Source organism: Ensifer sp. EB106-05-01-XG146 (assembly GCF_058791875.1).
In genome coordinates this window covers 502,576-523,069 of the sequence record NZ_JBYTDX010000001.1, presented here as the reverse complement: position 1 = coordinate 523,069, position 20,494 = coordinate 502,576, and the positions used below count along the sequence as shown (strand labels likewise).

General features: G+C 62.2%; 20 protein-coding genes and 1 pseudogene. 8 read left to right on the top strand and 13 right to left on the bottom strand.

The annotated features are described in order from the left end of the window. Positions 1 to 10: 10 nt before the first annotated feature. The 10 genes from AC3WVQ_RS02425 to AC3WVQ_RS02380 form a co-directional block, all read right to left on the bottom strand. Complete coding sequence (locus AC3WVQ_RS02425) at positions 11 to 238, bottom strand: F0F1 ATP synthase subunit C (RefSeq protein ID WP_025426100.1); 228 nt, start codon at positions 236 to 238, stop codon at positions 11 to 13. Between the two features lie 82 nt (positions 239 to 320). Then, positions 321 to 1,073, bottom strand: coding sequence for a F0F1 ATP synthase subunit A (locus tag AC3WVQ_RS02420; RefSeq protein ID WP_043620932.1), 753 nt, complete (start codon positions 1,071 to 1,073; stop codon positions 321 to 323). A gap of 60 nt (positions 1,074 to 1,133) precedes the next feature. Continuing rightward, entirely contained in the window at positions 1,134 to 1,493 is a 360-nt protein-coding gene (locus AC3WVQ_RS02415) for an AtpZ/AtpI family protein (RefSeq protein ID WP_034801042.1), read from the bottom strand. Between the two features lie 300 nt (positions 1,494 to 1,793). After that, the gene (locus tag AC3WVQ_RS02410) at positions 1,794 to 2,915 is read right to left on the bottom strand and encodes a cell wall hydrolase (RefSeq protein WP_060516388.1); all 1,122 of its coding nucleotides are present in this window, start codon (positions 2,913 to 2,915) and stop codon (positions 1,794 to 1,796) included. Between the two features lie 345 nt (positions 2,916 to 3,260). After that, positions 3,261 to 5,162, bottom strand: a complete 1,902-nt coding sequence (locus AC3WVQ_RS02405; protein WP_034801041.1) for a potassium transporter Kup — start codon at positions 5,160 to 5,162, stop codon at positions 3,261 to 3,263. A gap of 16 nt (positions 5,163 to 5,178) precedes the next feature. Beyond that, complete coding sequence (locus AC3WVQ_RS02400) at positions 5,179 to 6,156, bottom strand: magnesium transporter CorA family protein (protein WP_034801039.1); 978 nt, start codon at positions 6,154 to 6,156, stop codon at positions 5,179 to 5,181. Positions 6,157 to 6,518: 362 nt separating this feature from the next. After that, entirely contained in the window at positions 6,519 to 7,682 is a 1,164-nt protein-coding gene (locus tag AC3WVQ_RS02395; protein ID WP_034801037.1) for an Mrp/NBP35 family ATP-binding protein, read from the bottom strand. 460 nt (positions 7,683 to 8,142) lie between these two features. Beyond that, the gene (locus AC3WVQ_RS02390) at positions 8,143 to 8,916 is read right to left on the bottom strand and encodes a LuxR family transcriptional regulator (RefSeq protein WP_051659571.1); all 774 of its coding nucleotides are present in this window, start codon (positions 8,914 to 8,916) and stop codon (positions 8,143 to 8,145) included. Positions 8,917 to 9,058: 142 nt separating this feature from the next. Beyond that, the gene (locus tag AC3WVQ_RS02385; protein WP_090294858.1) at positions 9,059 to 9,799 is read right to left on the bottom strand and encodes a LuxR family transcriptional regulator; all 741 of its coding nucleotides are present in this window, start codon (positions 9,797 to 9,799) and stop codon (positions 9,059 to 9,061) included. Between the two features lie 195 nt (positions 9,800 to 9,994). Further along, positions 9,995 to 10,813 carry an IclR family transcriptional regulator gene (locus AC3WVQ_RS02380; protein WP_060516565.1) on the bottom strand — a complete coding sequence of 273 codons (819 nt, stop codon included), beginning with the start codon at positions 10,811 to 10,813 and terminating at the stop codon, positions 9,995 to 9,997. 154 nt (positions 10,814 to 10,967) lie between these two features. Between AC3WVQ_RS02380 and AC3WVQ_RS02375 the strand changes: the two genes are divergently transcribed. The 5 genes from AC3WVQ_RS02375 to AC3WVQ_RS02355 all read left to right on the top strand — a co-directional run bounded on the left by AC3WVQ_RS02375 (position 10,968) and on the right by AC3WVQ_RS02355 (position 16,011). Continuing rightward, complete coding sequence (locus tag AC3WVQ_RS02375) at positions 10,968 to 11,738, top strand: SDR family NAD(P)-dependent oxidoreductase (protein ID WP_090294861.1); 771 nt, start codon at positions 10,968 to 10,970, stop codon at positions 11,736 to 11,738. Further along, positions 11,735 to 12,655, top strand: a complete 921-nt coding sequence (locus AC3WVQ_RS02370; protein WP_176960277.1) for a 2-dehydro-3-deoxygalactonokinase — start codon at positions 11,735 to 11,737, stop codon at positions 12,653 to 12,655. The genes AC3WVQ_RS02375 and AC3WVQ_RS02370 overlap by 4 nt, the downstream gene beginning before the upstream one ends. A gap of 15 nt (positions 12,656 to 12,670) precedes the next feature. After that, positions 12,671 to 13,306, top strand: a complete 636-nt coding sequence (locus AC3WVQ_RS02365; RefSeq protein ID WP_110818501.1) for a 2-dehydro-3-deoxy-6-phosphogalactonate aldolase — start codon at positions 12,671 to 12,673, stop codon at positions 13,304 to 13,306. Then, positions 13,306 to 14,190: an SMP-30/gluconolactonase/LRE family protein gene (locus AC3WVQ_RS02360; protein ID WP_110818502.1), complete on the top strand. Its 885-nt coding sequence runs from the start codon at positions 13,306 to 13,308 to the stop codon at positions 14,188 to 14,190. Before AC3WVQ_RS02365 ends, AC3WVQ_RS02360 begins: the two co-directional genes overlap by 1 nt. 96 nt (positions 14,191 to 14,286) lie before the next feature. Further along, a complete protein-coding gene (locus AC3WVQ_RS02355; protein ID WP_034801023.1) occupies positions 14,287 to 16,011 on the top strand; it encodes an IlvD/Edd family dehydratase in 1,725 nt (574 codons plus the stop codon). A gap of 63 nt (positions 16,012 to 16,074) precedes the next feature. On the opposite strand, the gene AC3WVQ_RS02350 is transcribed toward AC3WVQ_RS02355, so the two are convergent. Beyond that, positions 16,075 to 16,353, bottom strand: coding sequence for a hypothetical protein (locus tag AC3WVQ_RS02350; RefSeq protein WP_492382588.1), 279 nt, complete (start codon positions 16,351 to 16,353; stop codon positions 16,075 to 16,077). Here AC3WVQ_RS02350 and AC3WVQ_RS02345 point away from each other — a divergent pair. The 3 genes from AC3WVQ_RS02345 (at position 16,340) to AC3WVQ_RS02335 (ending at position 18,166) form a co-directional block, all read left to right on the top strand. Further along, positions 16,340 to 16,738, top strand: a complete 399-nt coding sequence (locus AC3WVQ_RS02345) for a hypothetical protein (protein ID WP_492382587.1) — start codon at positions 16,340 to 16,342, stop codon at positions 16,736 to 16,738. The genes AC3WVQ_RS02350 and AC3WVQ_RS02345 overlap by 14 nt on opposite strands. Before the next feature lie 15 nt (positions 16,739 to 16,753). After that, the gene (locus AC3WVQ_RS02340; RefSeq protein ID WP_492382586.1) at positions 16,754 to 17,200 is read left to right on the top strand and encodes a hypothetical protein; all 447 of its coding nucleotides are present in this window, start codon (positions 16,754 to 16,756) and stop codon (positions 17,198 to 17,200) included. A 327-nt stretch (positions 17,201 to 17,527) separates the two neighbouring features. Then, a complete protein-coding gene (locus tag AC3WVQ_RS02335) occupies positions 17,528 to 18,166 on the top strand; it encodes a PRC-barrel domain-containing protein (protein WP_110818504.1) in 639 nt (212 codons plus the stop codon). A gap of 75 nt (positions 18,167 to 18,241) precedes the next feature. On the opposite strand, the pseudogene AC3WVQ_RS02330 reads toward AC3WVQ_RS02335, so the two are convergent. Then, a pseudogene (locus tag AC3WVQ_RS02330) lies at positions 18,242 to 18,808 on the bottom strand (N-methylproline demethylase); the annotation flags it as partial. Positions 18,809 to 18,893: 85 nt separating this feature from the next. Beyond that, the gene (locus tag AC3WVQ_RS02325) at positions 18,894 to 20,444 is read right to left on the bottom strand and encodes a trimethylamine methyltransferase family protein (RefSeq protein ID WP_110818589.1); all 1,551 of its coding nucleotides are present in this window, start codon (positions 20,442 to 20,444) and stop codon (positions 18,894 to 18,896) included. Between the last annotated feature and the right edge of the window lie 50 nt (positions 20,445 to 20,494).

Below are 20,494 nucleotides of genomic sequence, written 5' to 3'. Positions count from 1 at the left end.
CCAGCCGATATTAGACGGCGAAGAGGAGGAGCAGGGCTACGAGCAGCGAGAAGATGCCCAGAGCTTCCGTAACGGCGAAGCCGAATACGAGGCGGCCGAACTGGCCGTCAGCAGCCGACGGGTTACGCAGCGCGCCAGAGAGGTAGCTGCCGAAGATGTTGCCGAGGCCGAGAGCCGTGCCGGCCATGCCGAGGCAAGCGAGACCTGCGCCGATGTACTTTGCTGCTTCCGCTTCCATGTTTGAACTCCTTCGAATGGTGTTGCGGCTTAGGATTGCGCTTCCGGCGGAGGTCCGGCCGGAAGCAAGCGACTGTTATTCCTTAGTGGCTTCCGGGATGGACAGCGTCGTTGAGGTACATGCAAGTCAGTACCGCGAAGACATAGGCCTGGAGGAAGCAGACGAGGAACTCAAGACCGGTAATGGCGACGGTCATGATGAGCGGCAGGATGGCGCCACCGATGCCGACCGCGCCGAGGGCGCTGAGCGAGGTGACGAAGCCTGCGAAGACCTTCAGCGTGATGTGGCCGGCCAGCATGTTGGCGAAAAGACGGACCGAGAGGCTGATGGGGCGGGAAAGGAACGAGATGACTTCGATCGCGACGACGAGCGGCAGAAGGACGCCAGGAACGCCATGCGGCACGAAGAGCTTCAGGAAGCCGAGACCGTGCTTGTAGAAACCGTAGAGAATGACGGTACCGATGACGAACAGCGCCAAAGCGAAAGTGACGATGATCTGGCTGGTGACCGTGAAGAAGTAGGGCATCATGCCGAGCAGGTTCGCCGTCAGGATGAACATGAACAGCGAGAACACCATCGGGAAGAACTTCATGCCGCCGCTGCCGGCACCTTCGCGCAGCATCGAGGCGATGAATTCGTAGGACATTTCCGAGACCGACTGCATGCGGGTCGGGATAAGACCGCGCTGCGACGTCGTCAGATAAAGAAAGCCTGCGGCAACACCCACGGTCGCAACCATGAACAGCGACGCATTGGTGAAGGAAAAGTCCATTCCGCCAATTTCGATCGGGACAATCTTATTGACCAAGAACTGGTGGGTCGGATCGTTTGACACCGCGCTTCTCTTTCGTTCTACCCGCCCGAGAGCGGAAACCGTTTTCTTCGGGGCAACGCCTCAGCGGGCGTCGCCGTCCTTCTTGTCATTCCCAGAACCGCCTCTTCCGGCTTCCGGTGTCGCCACCATACCGGCCGAGCGCAGCACATTCAGCACGCCAGCGCAGAAGCCGAGAAGCAGGAAGATAATCAATCCCCACGGCCCTGTACCCGCAAAGTGGTCCAAAAGATAGCCCAGAAACGCCCCGACAACGATGCCGGCGATGAACTCGCTCGAGAGCTTCATCGCCGCCGCATAACCTTTACGGCTTTCGGCGGCCCTGGCTTCCGCTACATCAGGCGTATTGGGCCTCTTGGCCTCAATCTTGTCGCCGAGCTGCTTCAGCCGCGCTTCCAGACTTTCTTCAGGTTTCTCCGCCACGTGGCTACTCCCTTGTCGTCCTTATCGGGTCTCAGACCGCGATTTCGGTCATACAATAGGCCTTCGCACAAGCCACGTTTCGGCCCCATTTGAAGTCGCGCGCAACATAGTTTTAGGCACCCGCATAGTCAAGGCGTGCAGGTCGCTTGATCGTGGACAATGTTTTCCATGAAATTCAATGGGTTAAGCACACGTTCATCGATCTTCGACAAGGTCGCCGCAGGATTCCGGCCGGAGACCGGCGGGAATCCCCCTTCCGCGTGTGCGCAGGAAAGGCGGCGGAATCGCGTCGGGCGCGGATCAGCTCCAGCCGCCGCCATAGGTGCGATAGAATATATGCATGCCGATCTTGCCGACCCGCTTCATCGTCTTCGCCCACGGCGGATTGACGTAGGTTGCGTGGTAATGGGTGGCAGAGCCCACTTCCGGCAGCCAGATCTTGCCGGCGGTGACGGCCATGGCGACTTCCTTGGCGGTCTTCCAGTGCGAGCGGGAATAAATAAGGTCGCGTATCATGTCGCAGGCGAAGGAAAACTGGCAACGGTTGCGCCAGGCCTTGTTCTGATAAACAACGCCGCAGATGGTCTTCGGATAGGTGGGATTGCGCACGCGATTGAGAATCACTTGCGCGACCGCGGCCTGACCCTTGAGCGGCTCGCTACGGGCTTCGAAGTAGATGCCTTCGGCCAGGCAGGTCTGCTCTTCCTTGCTGAAGACCGACCCCGGCAATGCGGTGGCGGCCCAGGCGTGGTCGTCCGGCGCAATCTCGGGAATGAAGCGACCGGCGTTCCTGTCTTCGCGCAGGATCGAATCGAAGGGCGATTCACGCGCGTAGTCCGGCTCGGGCCGGACGTAAGCAGTCGCAAGAATGTCGGGGCGATCATTGGTAACGAGCTTGGCCAGCATCGGCGAAACGCCGGGCTCCGCCTTTGGCGGCGTCTTCCGGTAGAAGGCGGTGGCGATCTCGATCTCCTTGCCTTCGATGCGGGACTTGGCGAAGACCATCTTCTCCCCCTCCCCCAGGCTTGGCTCCATCAGGGAGCTGGTGCGCTGCAGGATGGAGCCGGCGGAGAAATCCTTCGGCGGCGTTACCGGGGTCACGGCGACGACGCGGCCCTTCTTGGCCTGACGGTTGACGCGGTCTTCGTCGGGCGTGCCCGAATGTTTGGTTTCCGCGGTCAGCGCGACGCGGCTGCCGTCCGGCATGGTGATGCCGGCGCCGCCGTCAAGCGCGCCCGTGGTGACCGGATCGGCAAACACCATTTCGGCTTCGTGGATCGAGCCGGCCGGCGACGGCGTCATATACATGCGCCAGCGCTCGCCGCCCCGGTTGATGCCGGACAGGAAGGTCGCGAGGTCGGCATAGGCCGCAGACGAGGGAAAGCCGAGATAAAGCGCAAGGCCGATGATCGCGGGCGCCATCCAGGCGGACGGGTTCAGGCGAGACTTTATACGCAGGTTCCGACTCTTACGCACCAACCGACTCCACGCAACGCTATCAGGCGGCACGGCTTCGCCCGCGCCGGCTATGCGCCAGCGTCGAGAATTCCGCGCGGGAAGATTAGACAATCAAGCAACCGGACACTTCGCCGGGACTGCTCCGTTCGTGCTTTGAAAATGAAGCATTAACCTTGATGTTTGGTTAATGCGCGATCGCTGAAAGGTGGATGCCCCCACAACGCAACGAAGCCGCCTCCCCATCGGAAGGCGGCTTCGTCGCGTTGTATATCCGGCCCATCTCGCGCCCGGCCAAGGACCGGGCGAACGTCAGATGATCACGTGCGAGCCGAGTTCGACCACGCGGTTGGTCGGCAGGCGGAAGTAGTCCGATGGATCGATTGCCGCATTCGCAAGCGCGATGAACAACCGGTCCTGCCAGTGCGGCATGCCGCTCTCGGCATCGGGCACGAGCTTGCGGCGGCCGAGATAGAAGGACGTCGACATGATGTCGAACTTCAGGCCCGACTTGCGGAAGAGACCGAGCGCCTGCGAGACGTTCTGCGTTTCCATGAAGCCGAAGCGCATTTCGAGCAATGTGAACCGGTCCGACAACGGCTGCATGCTCACCCGTTCCGACTTCGGCACCTTCGGCGTATTGGCCGTGCGGATCGTCAGGATGAAGTTCTGATTGTGCAGCACGTGGTTGTGCTTGATGTTGTGGAGCAGTGCGGCCGGCGTCGATTCCGGATCGCTCGTCAGGAACACGGCGGTTCCGGGCACGGCCACCGGCGCATGTTCGCTCTTGCGCTCGATCGACTTGATGAAGCTCGCCAGCGGTATGTCGATGTGGCGGGTCTTGGCGTGCAGGATTTCGGTGCCGCGCCGCCAGGTCCACATGATGATGATGAAGGTGGCGGCGATCAGCACCGGAACGTAGCCGCCGTCGTGGATCTTCAGCATGTTGGCGCCGAGGAAGATGAACTCCAGCGCGAAGAGCGGCAACAGCACAGCGGCGGCCGCAAGCGCCGACCAGTTCCAGCGCATGCGCAGGAACTCGAAGGAAAGCACCGTCGTCACCACCATCGCGCCGGTCACCGAGATGCCGTAGGCGGTCGCCAGCGATTCGGACGAACCGAAGACGAAGACCAGCGCCATGACGCCGAACATCAGGAGCGTGTTGACGTTCGGCAGGTAGATCTGGCCAGTATGGGTCTCGGACGTATGGAAGATCGCCATGCGCGGCAGGAAGCCGAGATGGATCGCCTGGCGCGTCAGCGAGAAGGCACCGGTTATCACCGCCTGGCTGGCGATGATGGTTGCCGCCGTCGCCAGAATGACCACTGGCAGCAGTGCCCATTTCGGGAACATCAGGAAGAACGGGTCGGACATCGCTTCCGGGTTCTTCAGGACGAAGGCGCCCTGGCCGAGATAGTTGAGGGTCAATGCCGGAAAGACGATCAGGAACCAGGCCCACTGGATCGGCCGGCGGCCGAAATGGCCAAGGTCGGCGTAGAGCGCCTCTGCACCGGTCACCGTCAGGAAGACGGCGCCGAGCACGATGATGCCGACATAGCCTTCGCTGAGCATGAAGCTCACGGCGTAGTAGGGATTGAAGGCCTTGAAGATCGATAAGTCGTCGGAGATGTGCACGAAACCGATGCCGCCCATCACCAGAAACCAGACGAGCGTGATCGGACCGAAGAAATTCGAGACCGCCGCGGTTCCCTTCGACTGCACCGCAAAGAGCATCAACAGGATGACCACCGCGATCGGCACGACATATTCCGACAGCGCCGGCGTCACCAGCTTCAGACCTTCGACCGCCGAAAGAACCGACAGCGCCGGCGTGATCATCGCGTCGCCGATAAAGAGCGCGGCGCCGGCAATGCCCATGAAGAAGAGGATGGCGGCGTGGCCGTTGGCGGACTTCATCAACAGGGCAAGCAGCGACAGCGTACCGCCCTCCCCCTGGTTGTCAGCGCGCAGAAGAAACAGCACGTATTTGATCGTGACGATGATCGTCAGCGTCCAGATCATCAGCGAGATCAGGCCGATGATCTCCGCATCGGTCACACCGTCATGGGAAACCGGGCGCAACGCTTCGCGAAAGGCATAGAGCGGGCTGGTGCCGATATCGCCATAGACGACACCGATCGAACCAAGCCCGAGGACCAGCAGACGGCGCAGGTCCTTCGGCTCATGAGTGGAAGGGGCATGCGATTGGGTCATGCAAACCTACTGGCGTTCAAAGCCAGCCTTTCCAGCGGAAAAAGAAAAAGGGGATCACGGCCGATATCACCATCGCCGCGATCGCCCAGGGATAACCGAATTGCCATTCCAGCTCGGGCATGACGCGGAAGTTCATGCCGTAGACAGAGGCGACCAGCGTCGGCGGCAGAAGCACGACCGACGCGATCGAGAAGATCTTGATGATGGCGTTCTGCTCGACGTTGATCAGGCCGAGCGATGCATCGAGCAGGAAGGTAATGTTGCCGGAAATGAACCCGGCATGTTCGGACAGCGATTGGATGTCGCGCGAAATCGAGCGGCAGAGTTCGCGCGTTTCCTTGTCGTCCTGCACCTGCGGAACGGTGTAGACGAATGTCAGCAGGCGCGAGAGCGAGGCGAGGCTGTCGCGGGTCTTGGCGACCAGACGATGATGCCCGGCAACGTCGCGCAGGCGCGCCTCGAGAAAATGCGGCGGGCGGCGCTTGCCGGCGGCCTTGTCGCCGAAGACGGCGATCGACAGATCGTCGATCTTGGTCACGGCCTCTTCGAGAATTTCGGCGGTCCGGTCGGCGATCGTTTCCAGGAGCCGGGTCAAAACCACCGCGCCGTCTCGGCAATTTCCGGGGAAGCGGTGCATCGACGCCTTGAAGAGGGCGAAGGATCGGGGCTCGGCATAGCGGATGGTGACGAGCCGGCTACCCGCCAGGATGAAGCCGATGTCGGTCAGGCCGGGTATCTCCGTGTCCGAACGAAACACCAGTGACGCCGTCATGAACACGGCGTTCTCCTCGATATAGAGACGGCTCGAAGGCTCGATGTCCTTGAGGTCGTCGCGCGTCGGGATGGAAATGCCGAGCAGCTTTTCCATCATCAGATCTTCCGCCTTGTTCGGCTCGACCAGATCCAGCCAGATGAGGTCCGAACGCAAGCTCTCGGGCGGGTCGGCGGGCGTCAGGACGACGGCCGTGCCATCGGCGCAATAGCCGGTGATCATGCGAGCGTCCTCGTCATGCCAACCTTAGGGTCGAATGGAAGAGGCGAAAGGTCGTGCGCCACAAAATACCCACAATAGAGATCCATCGGATGGGACGTTCCGCCAGTCAGGACAAAGTCTTCAACTCAGTCATCGCGAGAGGCCAAGATCTCGGGCGAGAGGGCGTCAAGTTGGGCACCTTCGCAAGTGCGGCAAGGCATATGGCGCAACGCAAACGCAAAATCAATGCCCTCTTGCAATCCGGCACGCGGGCATGCGCCGCCAGTTCGGCGCCACCCTATAGCATGTTTGCTTAAATCAAAACCGAATCAAGGGCAAAACGATTCGTGCCCGGCAGCCGGGCAGAACCACTTCGAGACAAACTACTCGAACACGATGTTCGGCGCGGCGCGGCTCTTGTCCTGCTGCGTGGCCGATACCTGTTCCCAGACCTTTGTCGCGATATCGCGGTAGACGCGCGCGACCTCGCCTGCCGGGTCGGAGGCGACCAGCGGCGTTCCTGCATCCGACGTCTCGCGAATTCCCATCGTCAGCGGCACTTCGCCGAGGAAGGGCACGCCGATGCGTTCTGCCTCCTTGCGGGCGCCGCCGTGCCCGAAGATGTCGTAGCGGTTTCCGGTGTCGGGCGCGACGAAGTAGCTCATGTTCTCGACGATGCCGAGCACCGGGACTTCCACCTTGCGGAACATGGCAAGGCCCTTGCGCGCATCGATCAGCGCCAGGTCCTGCGGCGTCGAGACGATGACGGCACCGGCAAGCGGCACCTGCTGGGCCATGGTGAGCTGGGCGTCGCCCGTGCCCGGCGGCATGTCGACGACGAGCACGTCAAGATCGCCCCAGGCGACCTCGCGCAACATCTGCAGAAGCGCCGACTGGATCATCGGTCCGCGCCAGATCATCGCCACTTCCTCATCGACGAGGAAACCCATGGACATGACCTTGAGGCCGTAATTTTCCATCGGGCGGATGAGCCGGCCCTCGATCTGCTGCGGCCGGCCGGAAATCTTCAGTAGCCGCGGCATCGAGGGGCCGTAGATATCGGCATCGAGCAGACCGACTTTCAGGCCGTTTGCCTGGAGTGCCAGCGCCAGATTGACCGACGTGGTCGACTTGCCGACACCGCCCTTGCCCGAAGCGACGGCGATAATCGCGCCGACGCCGGGGATCCCCGCCTTGGCGGGCGGTCCGCCAGCCGGACGCGGGGCGTGGGAGTGGCCTGCATGGGACGGTGCCTGCGGCTGCGGGCGCTGCACCGGCGCGCTGCCTGCGGCTGCCTTGCGGTCGGCCGTCAGAGCGACCATTGCCGCGGTGATCCCGGGAATGTCACGCACCACGCGCTCGGCTGCAGCCCGCATCGGCTCCAGCTCCTTGGCGCGTTCGGCCGGCACGGTGATCGAGAAATAGGCCTTGCCGTCGGAGATGAAGACATCAGACACGAGCCCGAGGTCGACGATATTGCCTTCCATGCCCGGGCCACGCACCGTGCGCAACTTTTCGAGCACTACTTCTTTCGTGACTTCCGGCATCGCGCCCTCTCATTCTTTTGTTATCTCTTAGATAGTCGAGGCGGGGCGCTTCGCCAATGCGACATAACGGAAAAAGGAAGGGCCACCACCCGCCTCGGTGTCCGTACATCCGGGATCACCTTTAAGGCGGGCAGTGGCCCTTTCGGTCGCGACCTTCTTGGGCGCTGTCTTCTTTTTAGTCCCCTCTGGACATGCCAATAGAAATGCAGGATGCGTGCCAGTTTCAGATCTGGCGGAAATAAGCAGCAATTTCAAAAAGATAATCTCGACCGCCATTCATCGGCCGGCGATGGCATATGCCCAGTTTCTGAGCAACCGTCTGCAAATCGTCCAAGGATGGAGCAGATCGCCCAGATGACGGAACCTTGGCGACAGCATGCCGGGCTTCCCCAAGCTTCTTTCGATCGCATCAGGTCGAGGACATTCAGGAAGAGGCTTGCGGCGCAGGGCCGACTTGGGGCTAGCTGATGTAGCCCTTCTTCATCGCCTTCACGACCGCCTGAGTGCGGTTGACGGCGTCGAGCTTCTTGGTCACGTGGTTGAGGTAGTGGTTGACCGTATGCTCGGAGAGCCCGAGGATGCCGGCGATCTCGGCGCTGGTCTTTCCGGCAGCCGTCCAGCTCAAACACTGGATCTCGCGCTCCGAAAGTGCTGCGCCGCTGCTCTTCCACACGGAGCCTATTTCGGCGAGGCGGTTATAGACATGGATTGCAATCATCTGCAGTTCCATGGTGACGGTCATCGGCAGCTCGACCAGCGGGCCCATCAGGATGACCGCGCCGCGGCCGCCCTCGGCGTCATGAACCGGGAAGTAGCTTGCCTGGAAGATACCGTTTTCGCGCAGCATCTCGATGTATTCGGCCGCCGATTCCGGTTTGCCGCCCTCTCCCTCCCAGGCTGCAAGCGTCACCTGGAACGGCGTCGTCGTCTCGCGCAGGCGGCGCACGCCGGTACTGAAGCGCAGCATCGACAGGCTGTCATACTTATTCAGCAGCTCGGCCGGCATGTTGGAGATGACGGTGCTCGCGGCGAGGCGCTCCACGTCGATCGAGGGGATCGAGCAGATCAGAAACGTCTTGAAGCCAAAAACCTGCGTGATCCGCCGCATATAGCGGATGATATCGAACTGGGTCTCAAGCTTTGCGATCTCGGACGCGAAATCGCCGCCCCGGGGCAGATCTGCGTCAGTCATCCCGGTCGTCATCGTATCCTGCATTCGCGCGTTCCATGGCATTCATCACGTATCAAATAGACCGAGCCGCCTGCCAATGCCAACAGATGATCGAAAATCCCTGCCGCTTCGACCCAAAAGTCTGTGTATTTCCCCTCGTGAAGGCCGATATTGCCATCAGCTCGCGCACGACGCGTGCCGGCGATCAGTTGATCAACCCGGCGCGCACGGCCTTTGCAACGGTCTGAACGCGATTGACCGAATCCAGCTTGCGCGTTGCCCGGTTGAGGTAGTGGTTGACGGTATATTCGGACAGCGCCAGAATTTTCGCCATTTCACTGGTGGTCTTGCCGGCGGCCGCCCAGCGCAGGCACTCGACCTCGCGGCGTGAAAGGCTTCCCGCACCGCGCTTGTCGCGATCGCGCACCTCCGTGTATTTGCTGTAGAGCACGCCGGCCCAAAGGTTGAGCTCCTGAAGCTCGTCATTTGAAACCACGGGGCGGTCGCCGCCAAAGGCGATCGCGGCGCGGTGGCCGCTCGCATCGTGCACCGGCAGATAGAGGCCGCGCGGCATGTTCGCCTGCTCGAAGACGCAGACCGCCGCATCGCCCTTGCCGTCGGCTCGGCGGCGCGCAAGCTGGTGCGCGTCGTAGGTAAAGGGGATGGTGCTGCGCCGAAGCCGCTGGATCACCGGGCTGCCATTGATCAAGCCGGCACTGTCATAGCCTTTGAGAAAGGCGGCCGGGTAGTTCGTCATCAAGGCGTTGACGGACAGGCTGTTGCTTTCCGTTTCCGGAATGGCAAGCACCAGGAAACCACGGAAACCGTAGGAATCCGCAACCTGGGCGATCACGCGCCTGATATCCTCTTCGCAACAAATCGGCCCACGGATGGTTCGCCCATCAGGAAGCGCCAACGCTGACAAATTCGCGCTGAAATCAATCATCTTCCGCCCTTCTCCACATCCGGTTCCATGCGGGAACCGGCCGCTGACGCCGCATGAAGATCACGTCAAAAATTTATACCAATACCAAAAACGAACCAGACTAAGACCATCCACGAACCTGAGTCTGATATATTAAAGCTATCGAGCGAGACGCGCCACGTCCAGTCGATGTTTCTAATTTACCGTAAAGTGAATTCAAGGTCCACCACGGCCGGGCCCAAGACGGATCGCCGCGTCCTCGCCAACCGCTTGCGCCGCTGCCCGAACCGCGGCCGCCCAGGCCGACAATTGCTCCATGGTCACCCGATAGGCGGGCCCGGTTACCGACAGGCCGGCCGCAAGTTCGCTGCCGGGAATGAGGATAGGTGCTGCAACGCAGCGGATCTCCGTCTCATGTTCCTCGCGGTCGAAAGCGTGGCCGTCGCGCCGGATTTCCTCGATCTCCGCCAGCAAGGTGGCAGCCGAGCGATGGGTGTGCGGCGTGAAGGCGTGAAACTCGGTTCGGGCCAAAATACCTTCCAACTCCGGCTGTCCAAGCAAGGACAGCGCCGCCTTGCCGATGCCGGTGCAATAGGCCGGCGACGCCTTGCCGATCTGCGAACTCATGCGCACCGTCTGGCGGCTCTCCACCTTGTCGACATAGACGATCTCGGTCTCGCGCAGGATGCCGAGATGCACGGTCTCGCCGGTCAGTTCGTGCAATCGCTGCAGGTGCGGCTCGGCAACATCGCGAAAGCGATTGGCGGACCAGGAGCGATAGGCCAGCGTCAGCAGCCGAAGGCCAGGCTCATAGGAGAGGTCGCGGCGCTGGATCAGCAGCCCTTCCTCGACCAGATGGCTGAGCAGCCGGTACAACGTGCCGCGCGGCTGGCCGGACCGGGCGAGAATATCGGTAAAACGCTGCGGGCCATCGGCGGTGACCACCGCTTCCAGGACGGTGATTGCCTTGCCGAGCGTGCCCGTGCCAGCCTCCGCACGCACTTCGTCCCCTCCGCCTGCCGCTTCACCCGTCATCGTCGCTCGCTTGTTTGTTTCCGATTGCAGTCGCGCGATCGGGCGCGCGACCTTGACAAGGTAGACCCTTCGACGTGATAATTCCATATAATAAAATCAAGTTCCAAATAATGGAACAACTCTTCACCATAGGACTGATCGGGGATACAGGAATATGCCGGTGCCGAAGGCACAATTTCATGATCTCAAAGACCGCGCGGTGCTGGTCACCGGTGGCGGTTCCGGCATTGGCGCAGCGCTTGTCGAGGGTTTCGTCGACCAGGGTGCACGGGTGGCCTTCGTCGATATCGACGAGAGGGCAAGCCTCGACCTCGTCGAAAGGCTCGCCATCAAGGCAAGCACGGCACCGGTCTATATTCCCGCCGATTTGCGCGACATCGAAGCGGTAAAAAAGGCCGCGCAGACTGCGGCGGCCGCTCTCGGCGCGATCCACGTGCTCGTCAACAATGCGGCGCGCGACGATCGCGAGCCACTGGAAAGCGTGACCGAAGAGAGCTGGGACGAGAGCCAGGCGGTTAACCTCAGGCACCTCTTCTTCATGAGCCAGGCGGTTGCACCGCATATGCGCGAAGCCGGCGGCGGGTCGATCGTCAATTTCTCGTCGATCGCCTATCTGCTCAACATGGGCGAAATCCCGGCCTATGCGACGGCGAAAGCCGCGATTGTCGGCCTGACCAAATCGCTCGCCGGAAAGCTCGGCCAGGACAACATCCGCGTCAACGCGATCCTGCCCGGCATGATCGTCACCGAGCGCCAGAAACGACTGTGGCTGAGCGACGCGGCAATCGCCGGCATGCAGGAACGGCAGTGCCTGAAGCGCAGCCTCACCGCCGACGATCTCGTCGACCCTTGCCTTTTTCTCGCGTCGGCGTGCTCGTCGGGCATGACCGCGCAAACAATGATCATCGATGGAGGCGCACTTTGATGACGGCAGCCTATTATGCCGCAGTCGACTGGGGAACCACGAGTTTCCGGCTGTGGATCATCGGCGAGGATGGCTCGGTGCTCGCCGAGCGCCGAAGCGGCGAAGGCATGACCACGGCCAACAAGGCCGGGTTCCATGCGATCCTCGAAAAGCACCTGGCCGCCGTCGATGCGCCAGGCCACCTGCCGGCGATCATCTGCGGCATGGCCGGCGCCAAGCAGGGCTGGGTCGAGGCCGGCTATCTCGATACGCCGGCCGCGCTCGCCGATATCGCCTCCCATGCCGTGGCAGTGCCGGATCTCGATCGCGACATCCGTATCCTGCCGGGTCTGGCGCAGCGTGATCGGCGGCACCCGGATGTGATGCGCGGCGAGGAGACGCAATTGCTCGGCGCGGCAAGCGACCTCGGTCGCGGCCGGCATCTCGTCTGCATGCCGGGCACACACAGCAAATGGGTGCGGCTCGAAGACGGCGCCGTCAGCGGCTTTTCCACCTTCATGACCGGCGAATTGTTCGACGTGATCTCCAAGCACTCGATCCTCAGCCACTCGATCGCCGACGCGCACGCGTTTACCGGCGATCATCCCGCCTTTGCGGCGGCGGTGGCCGAGGCACGCACAAATCCGGCGCTCGCCACCAGCCTGATCTTCGGCGCGCGCTCAGGCCAATTGCTGCACGGCGCAAGCGCGACCGACGCCAAGGCATTGCTGTCGGGCACGCTGATCGGCCTGGAGATCGCCGGCGCGCTGGCTTCAGCCAAGACGATCGACAGCATCTGCCTCGTCGCCTCCGGATCCCTTGGCACGCTTTATCAGGCCGCGCTCGAAAGCCTCGACTGCCCTCTTCAGGTGGTCGATGCCGACACGGCCGTCCGCTCCGGCCTTTCGACCGCCGCCCTGGCGATCTGGCCCCTCTGAACGAAAGACACGCTCATGACCCGCATTCCCTTTCCGTCGATGAAGTATCCGCTGATCGCGATCCTGCGCGGCCTCAAGCCCGAGGAAACCGCAGGCGTCGTCGGTGCCCTGATCGAGACCGGCTTCTCCGCGATCGAGATCCCGCTGAATTCGCCCGATCCGTTCCGCTCGATCGAGACGGCCGTGAAGATGGCGCCCGAGGGATGCCTGATCGGCGCCGGCACGGTGCTGACGACGGCACAGGTGGACCAACTCGCCGATGTCGGCGGCCGCCTGATGGTGAGCCCCAATGTCGAGCCGGCGGTGATTTCTCTCGCCGCCAAAAAGGGCATGGTGACCATGCCAGGCGTGCTCACCCCGACCGAGGCGCTTTCGGCCGCGGCGGCGGGCGCCACCGGCCTCAAGTTCTTCCCGGCAAGCGTGCTCGGCCCGTCCGGCATCACCGCGATCCGCGCGATCCTGCCGCCGGAGCTGGAAATCGCTGCCGTCGGTGGCGTTTCGGACGCGAATTTCGGCGACTATGCCAAGGCCGGCATCCGCAGCTTCGGTCTTGGTTCCAGCCTCTACAAGCCCGGCATGAGCGCGGCTGAAGTGCGCGAGCGCGCCGTTGCCACCATCAAGGCCTACGACGCCGTCTACGGAGCGCGCTGATGAGCGACACCATCCCCTTTTCCGGCAGCATTCTCTGCGAAGCGACGTCGATCCTCGGCGAAGGTCCGACCTATGACCCGGCCACCGGCACCGCCTGGTGGTTCAACATCAAGGGCCAGGAACTGCATGAACTGCACCTCGAAAGCGGGCGCAAGACCGTGCACGCCCTACCCTTCCTCGGCAGCGTGCTCGCCGTCATCGATCCGACCCGGCAGCTGATCGCCTCCGACCAGGGCCTCTTCATCAGGGATACGCGGACCGGTGCCTTCAGCCTGCTGACCACGCTTGAGGACAAACTCATCAATCGCTCGAACGACGGCCGGGTTCATGCGTCCGGTTCGCTCTGGATCGGCACCATGGGCCGCAGCGCCGAAAAGGGCTCCGGCGCGATCTATCACGTCGCCGGCAGCAAGGTGACGAAGCTCTATGCCGCCATCACCATTCCCAACAGCATCTGCTTCTCGCCGGATGGAACCGTCGCCTATTTCGTCGATACCGACATCAATCACCTGATGCGCGTCGATATCGACGCCGCGACCGGGCTGCCGAAAGGCGAGCCGAGCCTGCTCGTCGACGGCAGTGGTGAAGCTGGCGGCATCGACGGCTCGGTGTGCGATGCCGACGGCCTGATCTGGAACGCCCGCTGGGGCAGCGGCTCAGTCGATGTCTACCGCCCCGACGGCGCGCGCATCGCCCGTTACGCCGTGCCGACGGGCCAGCCGAGCTGTACCGCCTTCATCGGAGCGAAGGCCGACCGCATGCTGGTGACATCCGCCTGGCAGGACATGGACGAGGCAACGCGTGCGGCGGACCCGCATGCCGGCAAGACCTTCGATCTCGGCGTCAGCGTCAAGGGCCGGTTCGAACCGTCTTTCCGTCTCTGACCGGAAATTCTTGGCAGCGTAACTCTTGGCGAAGCGCCAATAAAAAGTCATACAATTCAGCCACGCGTTTGATCGCATGGTGAGGAGGAAGCTCGCATGAGCGACAAGAAGAAAGAACTGCGCAGCCGTCACTGGTACGGCGGCACCGACAAGGATGGGTTTATCCATCGCTCCTGGATGAAGAACCAGGGATTTCCGGACCACGTTTTCGACGGCCGCCCGATTATCGGCATTTGCAACACCTGGTCGGAACTCACGCCCTGCAACAGCCATCTGCGCATTCTGGCAGAGGGCGTGAAGCGTGGGGTGTGGGAGGCCGGTGGTTTCCCGGTCGAGTTCCCGGTGTCTTCGCTCGGCGAGACGCAGATGCGCCCGACCGCGATGCTCTTTCGCAATCTGCTTGCCATGGATGTCGAAGAGGCGATCCGCGCCTATGGCATCGACGGCGTGGTGCTGCTCGGCGGCTGCGACAAGACAACGCCCGGCCAGCTGATGGGTGCGGCGTCGGTCGACCTGCCGACGATCGTCGTCTCCTCCGGCCCGATGCTGAACGGCAAGTGGAAGGGCAAGGACATCGGCTCCGGCACGGATGTCTGGAAGTTCTCCGAGGCCGTACGCGCCGGTGATATGAGCATGCAGGAATTCATGGCGGCAGAAAGCGGCATGTCGCGCTCACCGGGCGTGTGCATGACCATGGGCACGGCCACCACCATGGCGTCGATCGTCGAGGCTATGGGCCTGTCGCTGCCGACCAATGCGGCGCTGCCGGCCGTCGACGCCCGCCGCATGGCGCTGTCGCACATGACCGGCAAACGCATCGTCGAGATGGTGCATGAAGACCTGCGCCTGTCGAAGGTGCTGACCAAGAAGAATTTCGAGAACGGCATCATTGCCAACGCCGCCGTCGGCGGCTCGACCAATGCCGTCGTGCACATGCTGGCGATCGCCGGCCGCGCCGGCGTTGATCTCTGTCTTGAGGATTTCGACCGCGTCGGCAGCCAGGTGCCGTGCATCGTCAACTGCATGCCGTCCGGCAAGTATCTGATCGAAGACCTCGCCTATGCAGGCGGCCTGCCGGCGGTGATGAACCGCATACAGCATCTGCTGCATGCCGACGCGCCGACAGTCTTCGGCGTGCCGATCAGCAAATACTGGGAAGATGCCGAAGTCTACAACGACGACGTCATCCGCCCGCTCGACAATCCGCTGCGGGCTGCCGCCGGCATTCGCGTGCTCAAGGGCAACCTTGCCCCGAACGGCGCCGTCATCAAGCCGTCGGCCGCAAGCGAGCATCTCCTCGTCCATGAAGGTCCGGCCTATGTCTTCGAGACGATCGAGGAGCTGAAGGCGAAGATTGACGATCCCGACCTGCCGGTGACCGAAGACACGATCCTTGTGCTCAAGGGCTGCGGACCCAAGGGCTATCCGGGAATGGCCGAGGTCGGCAACATGCCGATCCCGCGGCGCCTCGTCGAAAAGGGCGTGCGCGACATGGTGCGCGTGTCCGACGCCCGCATGTCCGGTACCGCCTTCGGCACCGTGGTCCTGCATGTCAGCCCGGAATCGAATGCCGGCGGGCCGCTCGCCATCGTCAAGACCGGCGACCGCATCCGCCTCGACGCGATGAAGGGCGAGCTCAACCTGATGATCAGCGAGGAAGAGTTTGCGACGCGCATGGCCGCCTGGCAGGCGCCGCCGCAGAAATGGACCCGCGGCTACTACAAGCTCTACCAGGACACGGTGCTACAGGCCGACAAGGGTGCGGACCTCGACTTCCTCGTCGGCGGCAGCGGCAGCGAAGTGCTGCGCGAAAGCCACTGACGGCTTCGGACGCAGTTCGAGGCTGACGCGTTTCAAATACCCCGCCCGTCAGGCGGGGTATTTTTATCCGGCCAGGGAACGGGAGCCCAACGGCGAAAGCCTTGCGGCCGGCGCACGCAGCCGCGACCAGGTTTCAAAGCCGTAGATGGCGAGCCCGAGCGCAATGAAAAACTCCTTGTACTCGGTCGGGTCCCAAAGGCGCACGAGCGTGGAAGCCTGGAGAATGAATAGCTCCTGGATCGCGACGATCAGAATGGCGCCTGCCGTCAGCACGATGAACTCGCGCCAGTGCCCCGCCCTCAGCGCGATATCGGCGATCACCAGCAGTATGATCACGGTCATCATCACCATCATCTGCGTCGGCAGCATGCTCCAGTTGTCGCTGTTGAAGGCGGCCATCGGGGCGCTTGCCGCCAGCAGCAGCACGCTCGGGGCAAAAGCATCGAGCCCGACCAAGGTTGATGCTCTTGCGCAGATAGAGCCAGACGAAGGGGGCCAGCGTCAAAAGGAAGAAGCTGCCGGTGTAGTAGAGCAGTTCCGAGAAGCCGGTGGAAATGTTGTGCAGGTTCAATTCCTGCTGCTTGTTGAGCGCGAGCAGGCCCTCCGGCGTGGCGATACCGAAGACGCGCTGCATCCAGGATATCTCCTCCATGCCGACCACGAAGAAGCAAAGCGCCAGAAGCGCTGCAAAAGCCGCGGCCATCCAGGCGCGACGTCCCATTCCTGAACGGACCACGCGCAGTTGCCCGACGGCAGCAAACGCAAAGAAACCGCTGGCGATGAAGATCAGCAGGGCAGAGGCCCATTCGACCAGGCCGTCTTCACGCGCCAGAAGGCTGAAACCGAGGGGATCGGCAACGAACACCAGCGCCATCAGCACGGCGAGCATCCAGCCGGCGACACAAAGCCCAAGCTCGCGGCCGGACGCCAGCCGCAGCTCCGGCGCGCCCAGCCAGGCGGCATCGCGGGTAAAGCCCTGAACAGCCGCGAGCGACAGGCTCAGAGCCACCCAGGCATGCCAGAGATTGTAGGGCTCGACGCCAGGAACCCGTTCCGAAAAATAGCGCAGCCCAAAAAGATTGCGCTCGATCAGAACAAGGCCGGCCATCGCCAGAACGGAGAGCAAGGAAACAGAAAGAAAGCGGCGCGGCAAAAACATCGTGAAAACCATCCCGGGATAACAGGGTGACGACGCTGCGCGCTATTTCCTGCCATCTGCCAAGTATCGACAAGAACGCTCAAGAATTCATGAATGGCACAAAGTACATAATTGATCACTAAAATACATATATTCGAAAACCAAAATACATGTCCGCGCGAGATTGCCGACAATCCTTGGAAAATCGCGGCGGAGGGTCACGTTCAGCGGCAACGGACCTTTCGACCTGAAACTTTGACTATTTTTTCCGGAACCGTTCGGGCTCCCGGGCGTTGACACCATATCACCGGCGCGGTGGACCTGGCGGCAGAAGCCAGGCCGCGCCCTGATCGAAACGTCAAGGAAAGGCAGTTTGAGATGATCAAGAAACTCGTAACAACCGTCGCAGCCGGCGCGCTCTTCGCGGGTCTTACTGTCGCCCCGGTGGCTTTCGCGCAGGACGCAACCAAGCCGATGGAACAGCCGCAGACGATGCAGCCGGCGCAGCCCGCCCCGGACGCCATGGCTCCGGCCGATCAGGCTGAAACGAAACCGCCGATCACGGAAACCAAGACCGCTGATGTGGCGCAATCGGACGCCACCTATCTGACCGAGCAGGCAAGCGACCAGATCGCAGCCAGCACCTATATCGGCCAGAGCGTCTACAATGCCGGTGACGAAAGCATCGGCGAGATCAACGACCTGATCATGAAGAAGGATGGCGGCGTGGAAGCGGCCGTAATCGGTGTCGGCGGCTTCCTGGGTCTCGGTGAAAAGGACGTAGCGGTTCCGTTTGATCGCATCACGATCGCCGAGCAGCCCAACACGGACAAGCTGAAGCTGACGACCACCGAAACCGCCGATACGCTGAAGGCGGCTCCGGAGTTCAAGACGAAGGCACAGCAGGTTGCCGAACAGAACGCCAACCAGCCGGTTGACACGTCGACGACCTCTTCGACCACGACTACTGCACCGGCACAGCCGATGCAGCAGGGTACCGAACAGCCGCAGCAGTAACGTCGTAGCATTCCAAGCTGTTCAGTACGCCTTCCAACGGGCGGCGGTGCCAGGCATCGCCGCCTTGGCTTTGCGTCAGACGAGCACTCCGTCGCGTTGGGCATCGTAAATGCCCCCGTGGATGTTGCGGCTGGCGACGGCATCGCCGATGCGGAACATGTCGAAGCGGGCATCGAGGTTTTTCTGCGGGGTGGGGTTCTCACCGCGAAGCAGTGCCTTGTAATCGACGCCCCCCAGCTTGCGTGAAAGCGGCTTCAGTTCACGATAGAGGTCGTCCATCGGCACCGTGCCATGCTCGACCACCAGTGGCGCGACGCGCCCCTTGATCGTTGCCTTGTCCGAAAAATCGGAACCGAGCGTCGCAACAAGGCCATTGCACTCCCGCCGAACGGATTTCACCCGCGTGTTGATCGTCACCCGGACATTGTGTTCGGCAAAGGCGGTCGCATAGGGCACATGGTTCATGCCCGCGACCTCGGGCGCGAACATGCGCTCGGGCGAGACGATCTCGAGCGCGCCGCCGCCGCGCGCGATCAGCTCGGCCGCCATCATGCCGCTATAGGCGCCGTTGTCGTCATAGAGCGGCCCCTCCGGCTTCACCGTCCCGGCGATGATATCCCAGCTCGACACGACGAGGTCGTCGGCTCAGGCGGTAAGACTGCAGCAGCGGATCTTTCGACGATGTCGTTTCCTGTTCCTTGAAAGGCGACCGAGAATGCCGGCTTCGTCAGTACCAAGCATCCGCCATGCTCTCCTTGCGGCGCGTGACATAATCGATCAGCGCCTCGTCAAGCGCCACATCCAGCGGCGGCGCTTCATATTCGGCAAGCGTCTTCTTCCAGGCGCGGTTGGCACGCGTCGCCATGTCGGTCTCGCCCTCCTCAACCCATTTCTCGAAGGGCTCGTTGTCCGAAAGGGCCGAATCCCAGAAGGCGGTCTGGTAGTTGCGCATGGTGTGGTCGCAGCCGAGGAAATGGCTGCCGGGACCGACCTGCAGGAAGGCGTCCATGGCCAGCGTGTTGTCGTCGACGACCACGCCGGCAAGATAGGAATGCAGCGCGCCGCAGAAGTCGGTGTCCATAACGAACTTCTCGTAGGACATGGCGAGCAGCCCATCGACGAAGCCGGCGGAATGCAGGATGAAATTCGCGCCGCAATGCACCGCCGAGAGCATCGACATCGCGCCTTCCTGCATCGCCTGTGCATCCGGCAGCTTCGAATTGGAGAAATTGCCGGCACAGCGCAGTGGCAGGCCGAGCCGGCGCGCAAGCTGGCCGACGACCATGCTGCCGATCGCCGGTTCCGGCGTGCCGAAGGTGGGCGAGCCCGAGCGCAGCGACATGGACGACAGGAAATTGCCGAAAATGACCGGGGCGCCCTTGCGCTCCAGCTGGGTCAGCGCACAGCCGGCAAGCGTCTCGGCATAGGACTGGGCGATGGCGCCGGCATTGGTGACCGGCCCCATGGCGCCGCCAAGGATGAAGGGCACAATGACCGCGGCCTGGTTTGCCCGCGCATAGGCGCGCAGCGACTTCGTCATCGTCCCGTCCCAGACGAGCGGCGAATTGACGTTGACGTTGCCGAGGATGACGCAGTTGCGATCGACGAAATCGCGACCAAAGAGAATGCGCGCCATCTCGATCGAATCTTCGGCACGGTCTTCCGCCGTGATCGAACCCATGAAGGCGCGGTCGGAATATTTGATATGGCTGTAGACCATGTCGAGGTGGCGCTTGTTGACCGGCACATCGACCGGCTCGCAGATCGTGCCGCCGGAATGGTGCAGCCAGGGGCTCGACTGCGCCAGCTTGATCAGGTTGCGGAAGTCCTCGATCGTGCCGTAGCGCCGGCCCTTGTCGAGGTCCATGACGAAGGGCGAGCCATAGGCCGGCGAGAAGACGACGTTGTTGCCGCCGATCTCGACATTGCGCGCCGGATTGCGGGCATGCTGGGTAAACTGGTGCGGCGCCGAGGCGACGATTTCCTTCAGCATGCCCGGTTCGAAGGTCACCCGGACGCCGTCGACCTTCGCGCCGGCCCTTCGCCAGTAATCGAGAGAAACCGGGTCGTCGCGAAACTCGATGCCGACTTCGGCAAGGATTCGATCGGCAATCGCTTCGATCCGAAGCAGGCTTTCCTCGCCGAGGATATCATAAGTCGGAATGTTTCTGGTGATGTAGGGAACACCGAGGCTGCGTCCTGCGCCCTCGCGCCGGTTCGGCCGTGTACCGCGTGTCCGTCTCGGTGCCGCCGCGTCCGTTGCCAGTGCCGTATCCATGCCCATAACCTCCCATCATCTCAGATGATGCTATGGGAGAAGAATTCCAC

What these genes read in the sequence shown, in the direction of transcription:
- AC3WVQ_RS02425 (WP_025426100.1), bottom strand. Translation starts at nt 238, where the DNA reads ATGGAAGCGGAAGCAGCAAAGTACATCGGCGCAGGTCTCGCTTGCCTC.
- AC3WVQ_RS02410 (WP_060516388.1), bottom strand. Translation starts at nt 2,915, where the DNA reads ATGGCGCCCGCGATCATCGGCCTTGCGCTTTATCTCGGCTTTCCCTCG.
- AC3WVQ_RS02405 (WP_034801041.1), bottom strand. Translation starts at nt 5,162, where the DNA reads ATGACCCAATCGCATGCCCCTTCCACTCATGAGCCGAAGGACCTGCGC.
- AC3WVQ_RS02400 (WP_034801039.1), bottom strand. Translation starts at nt 6,156, where the DNA reads ATGATCACCGGCTATTGCGCCGATGGCACGGCCGTCGTCCTGACGCCC.
- AC3WVQ_RS02395 (WP_034801037.1), bottom strand. Translation starts at nt 7,682, where the DNA reads ATGCCGGAAGTCACGAAAGAAGTAGTGCTCGAAAAGTTGCGCACGGTG.
- AC3WVQ_RS02390 (WP_051659571.1), bottom strand. Translation starts at nt 8,916, where the DNA reads ATGCCATGGAACGCGCGAATGCAGGATACGATGACGACCGGGATGACT.
- AC3WVQ_RS02385 (WP_090294858.1), bottom strand. Translation starts at nt 9,799, where the DNA reads ATGATTGATTTCAGCGCGAATTTGTCAGCGTTGGCGCTTCCTGATGGG.
- AC3WVQ_RS02380 (WP_060516565.1), bottom strand. Translation starts at nt 10,813, where the DNA reads ATGACGGGTGAAGCGGCAGGCGGAGGGGACGAAGTGCGTGCGGAGGCT.
- AC3WVQ_RS02375 (WP_090294861.1), top strand. Translation starts at nt 10,968, where the DNA reads ATGCCGGTGCCGAAGGCACAATTTCATGATCTCAAAGACCGCGCGGTG.
- AC3WVQ_RS02365 (WP_110818501.1), top strand. Translation starts at nt 12,671, where the DNA reads ATGACCCGCATTCCCTTTCCGTCGATGAAGTATCCGCTGATCGCGATC.
- AC3WVQ_RS02360 (WP_110818502.1), top strand. Translation starts at nt 13,306, where the DNA reads ATGAGCGACACCATCCCCTTTTCCGGCAGCATTCTCTGCGAAGCGACG.
- AC3WVQ_RS02355 (WP_034801023.1), top strand. Translation starts at nt 14,287, where the DNA reads ATGAGCGACAAGAAGAAAGAACTGCGCAGCCGTCACTGGTACGGCGGC.
- AC3WVQ_RS02345 (WP_492382587.1), top strand. Translation starts at nt 16,340, where the DNA reads ATGATCACGGTCATCATCACCATCATCTGCGTCGGCAGCATGCTCCAG.
- AC3WVQ_RS02350 (WP_492382588.1), bottom strand. Translation starts at nt 16,353, where the DNA reads ATGACCGTGATCATACTGCTGGTGATCGCCGATATCGCGCTGAGGGCG.
- AC3WVQ_RS02335 (WP_110818504.1), top strand. Translation starts at nt 17,528, where the DNA reads ATGATCAAGAAACTCGTAACAACCGTCGCAGCCGGCGCGCTCTTCGCG.
- AC3WVQ_RS02325 (WP_110818589.1), bottom strand. Translation starts at nt 20,444, where the DNA reads ATGGATACGGCACTGGCAACGGACGCGGCGGCACCGAGACGGACACGC.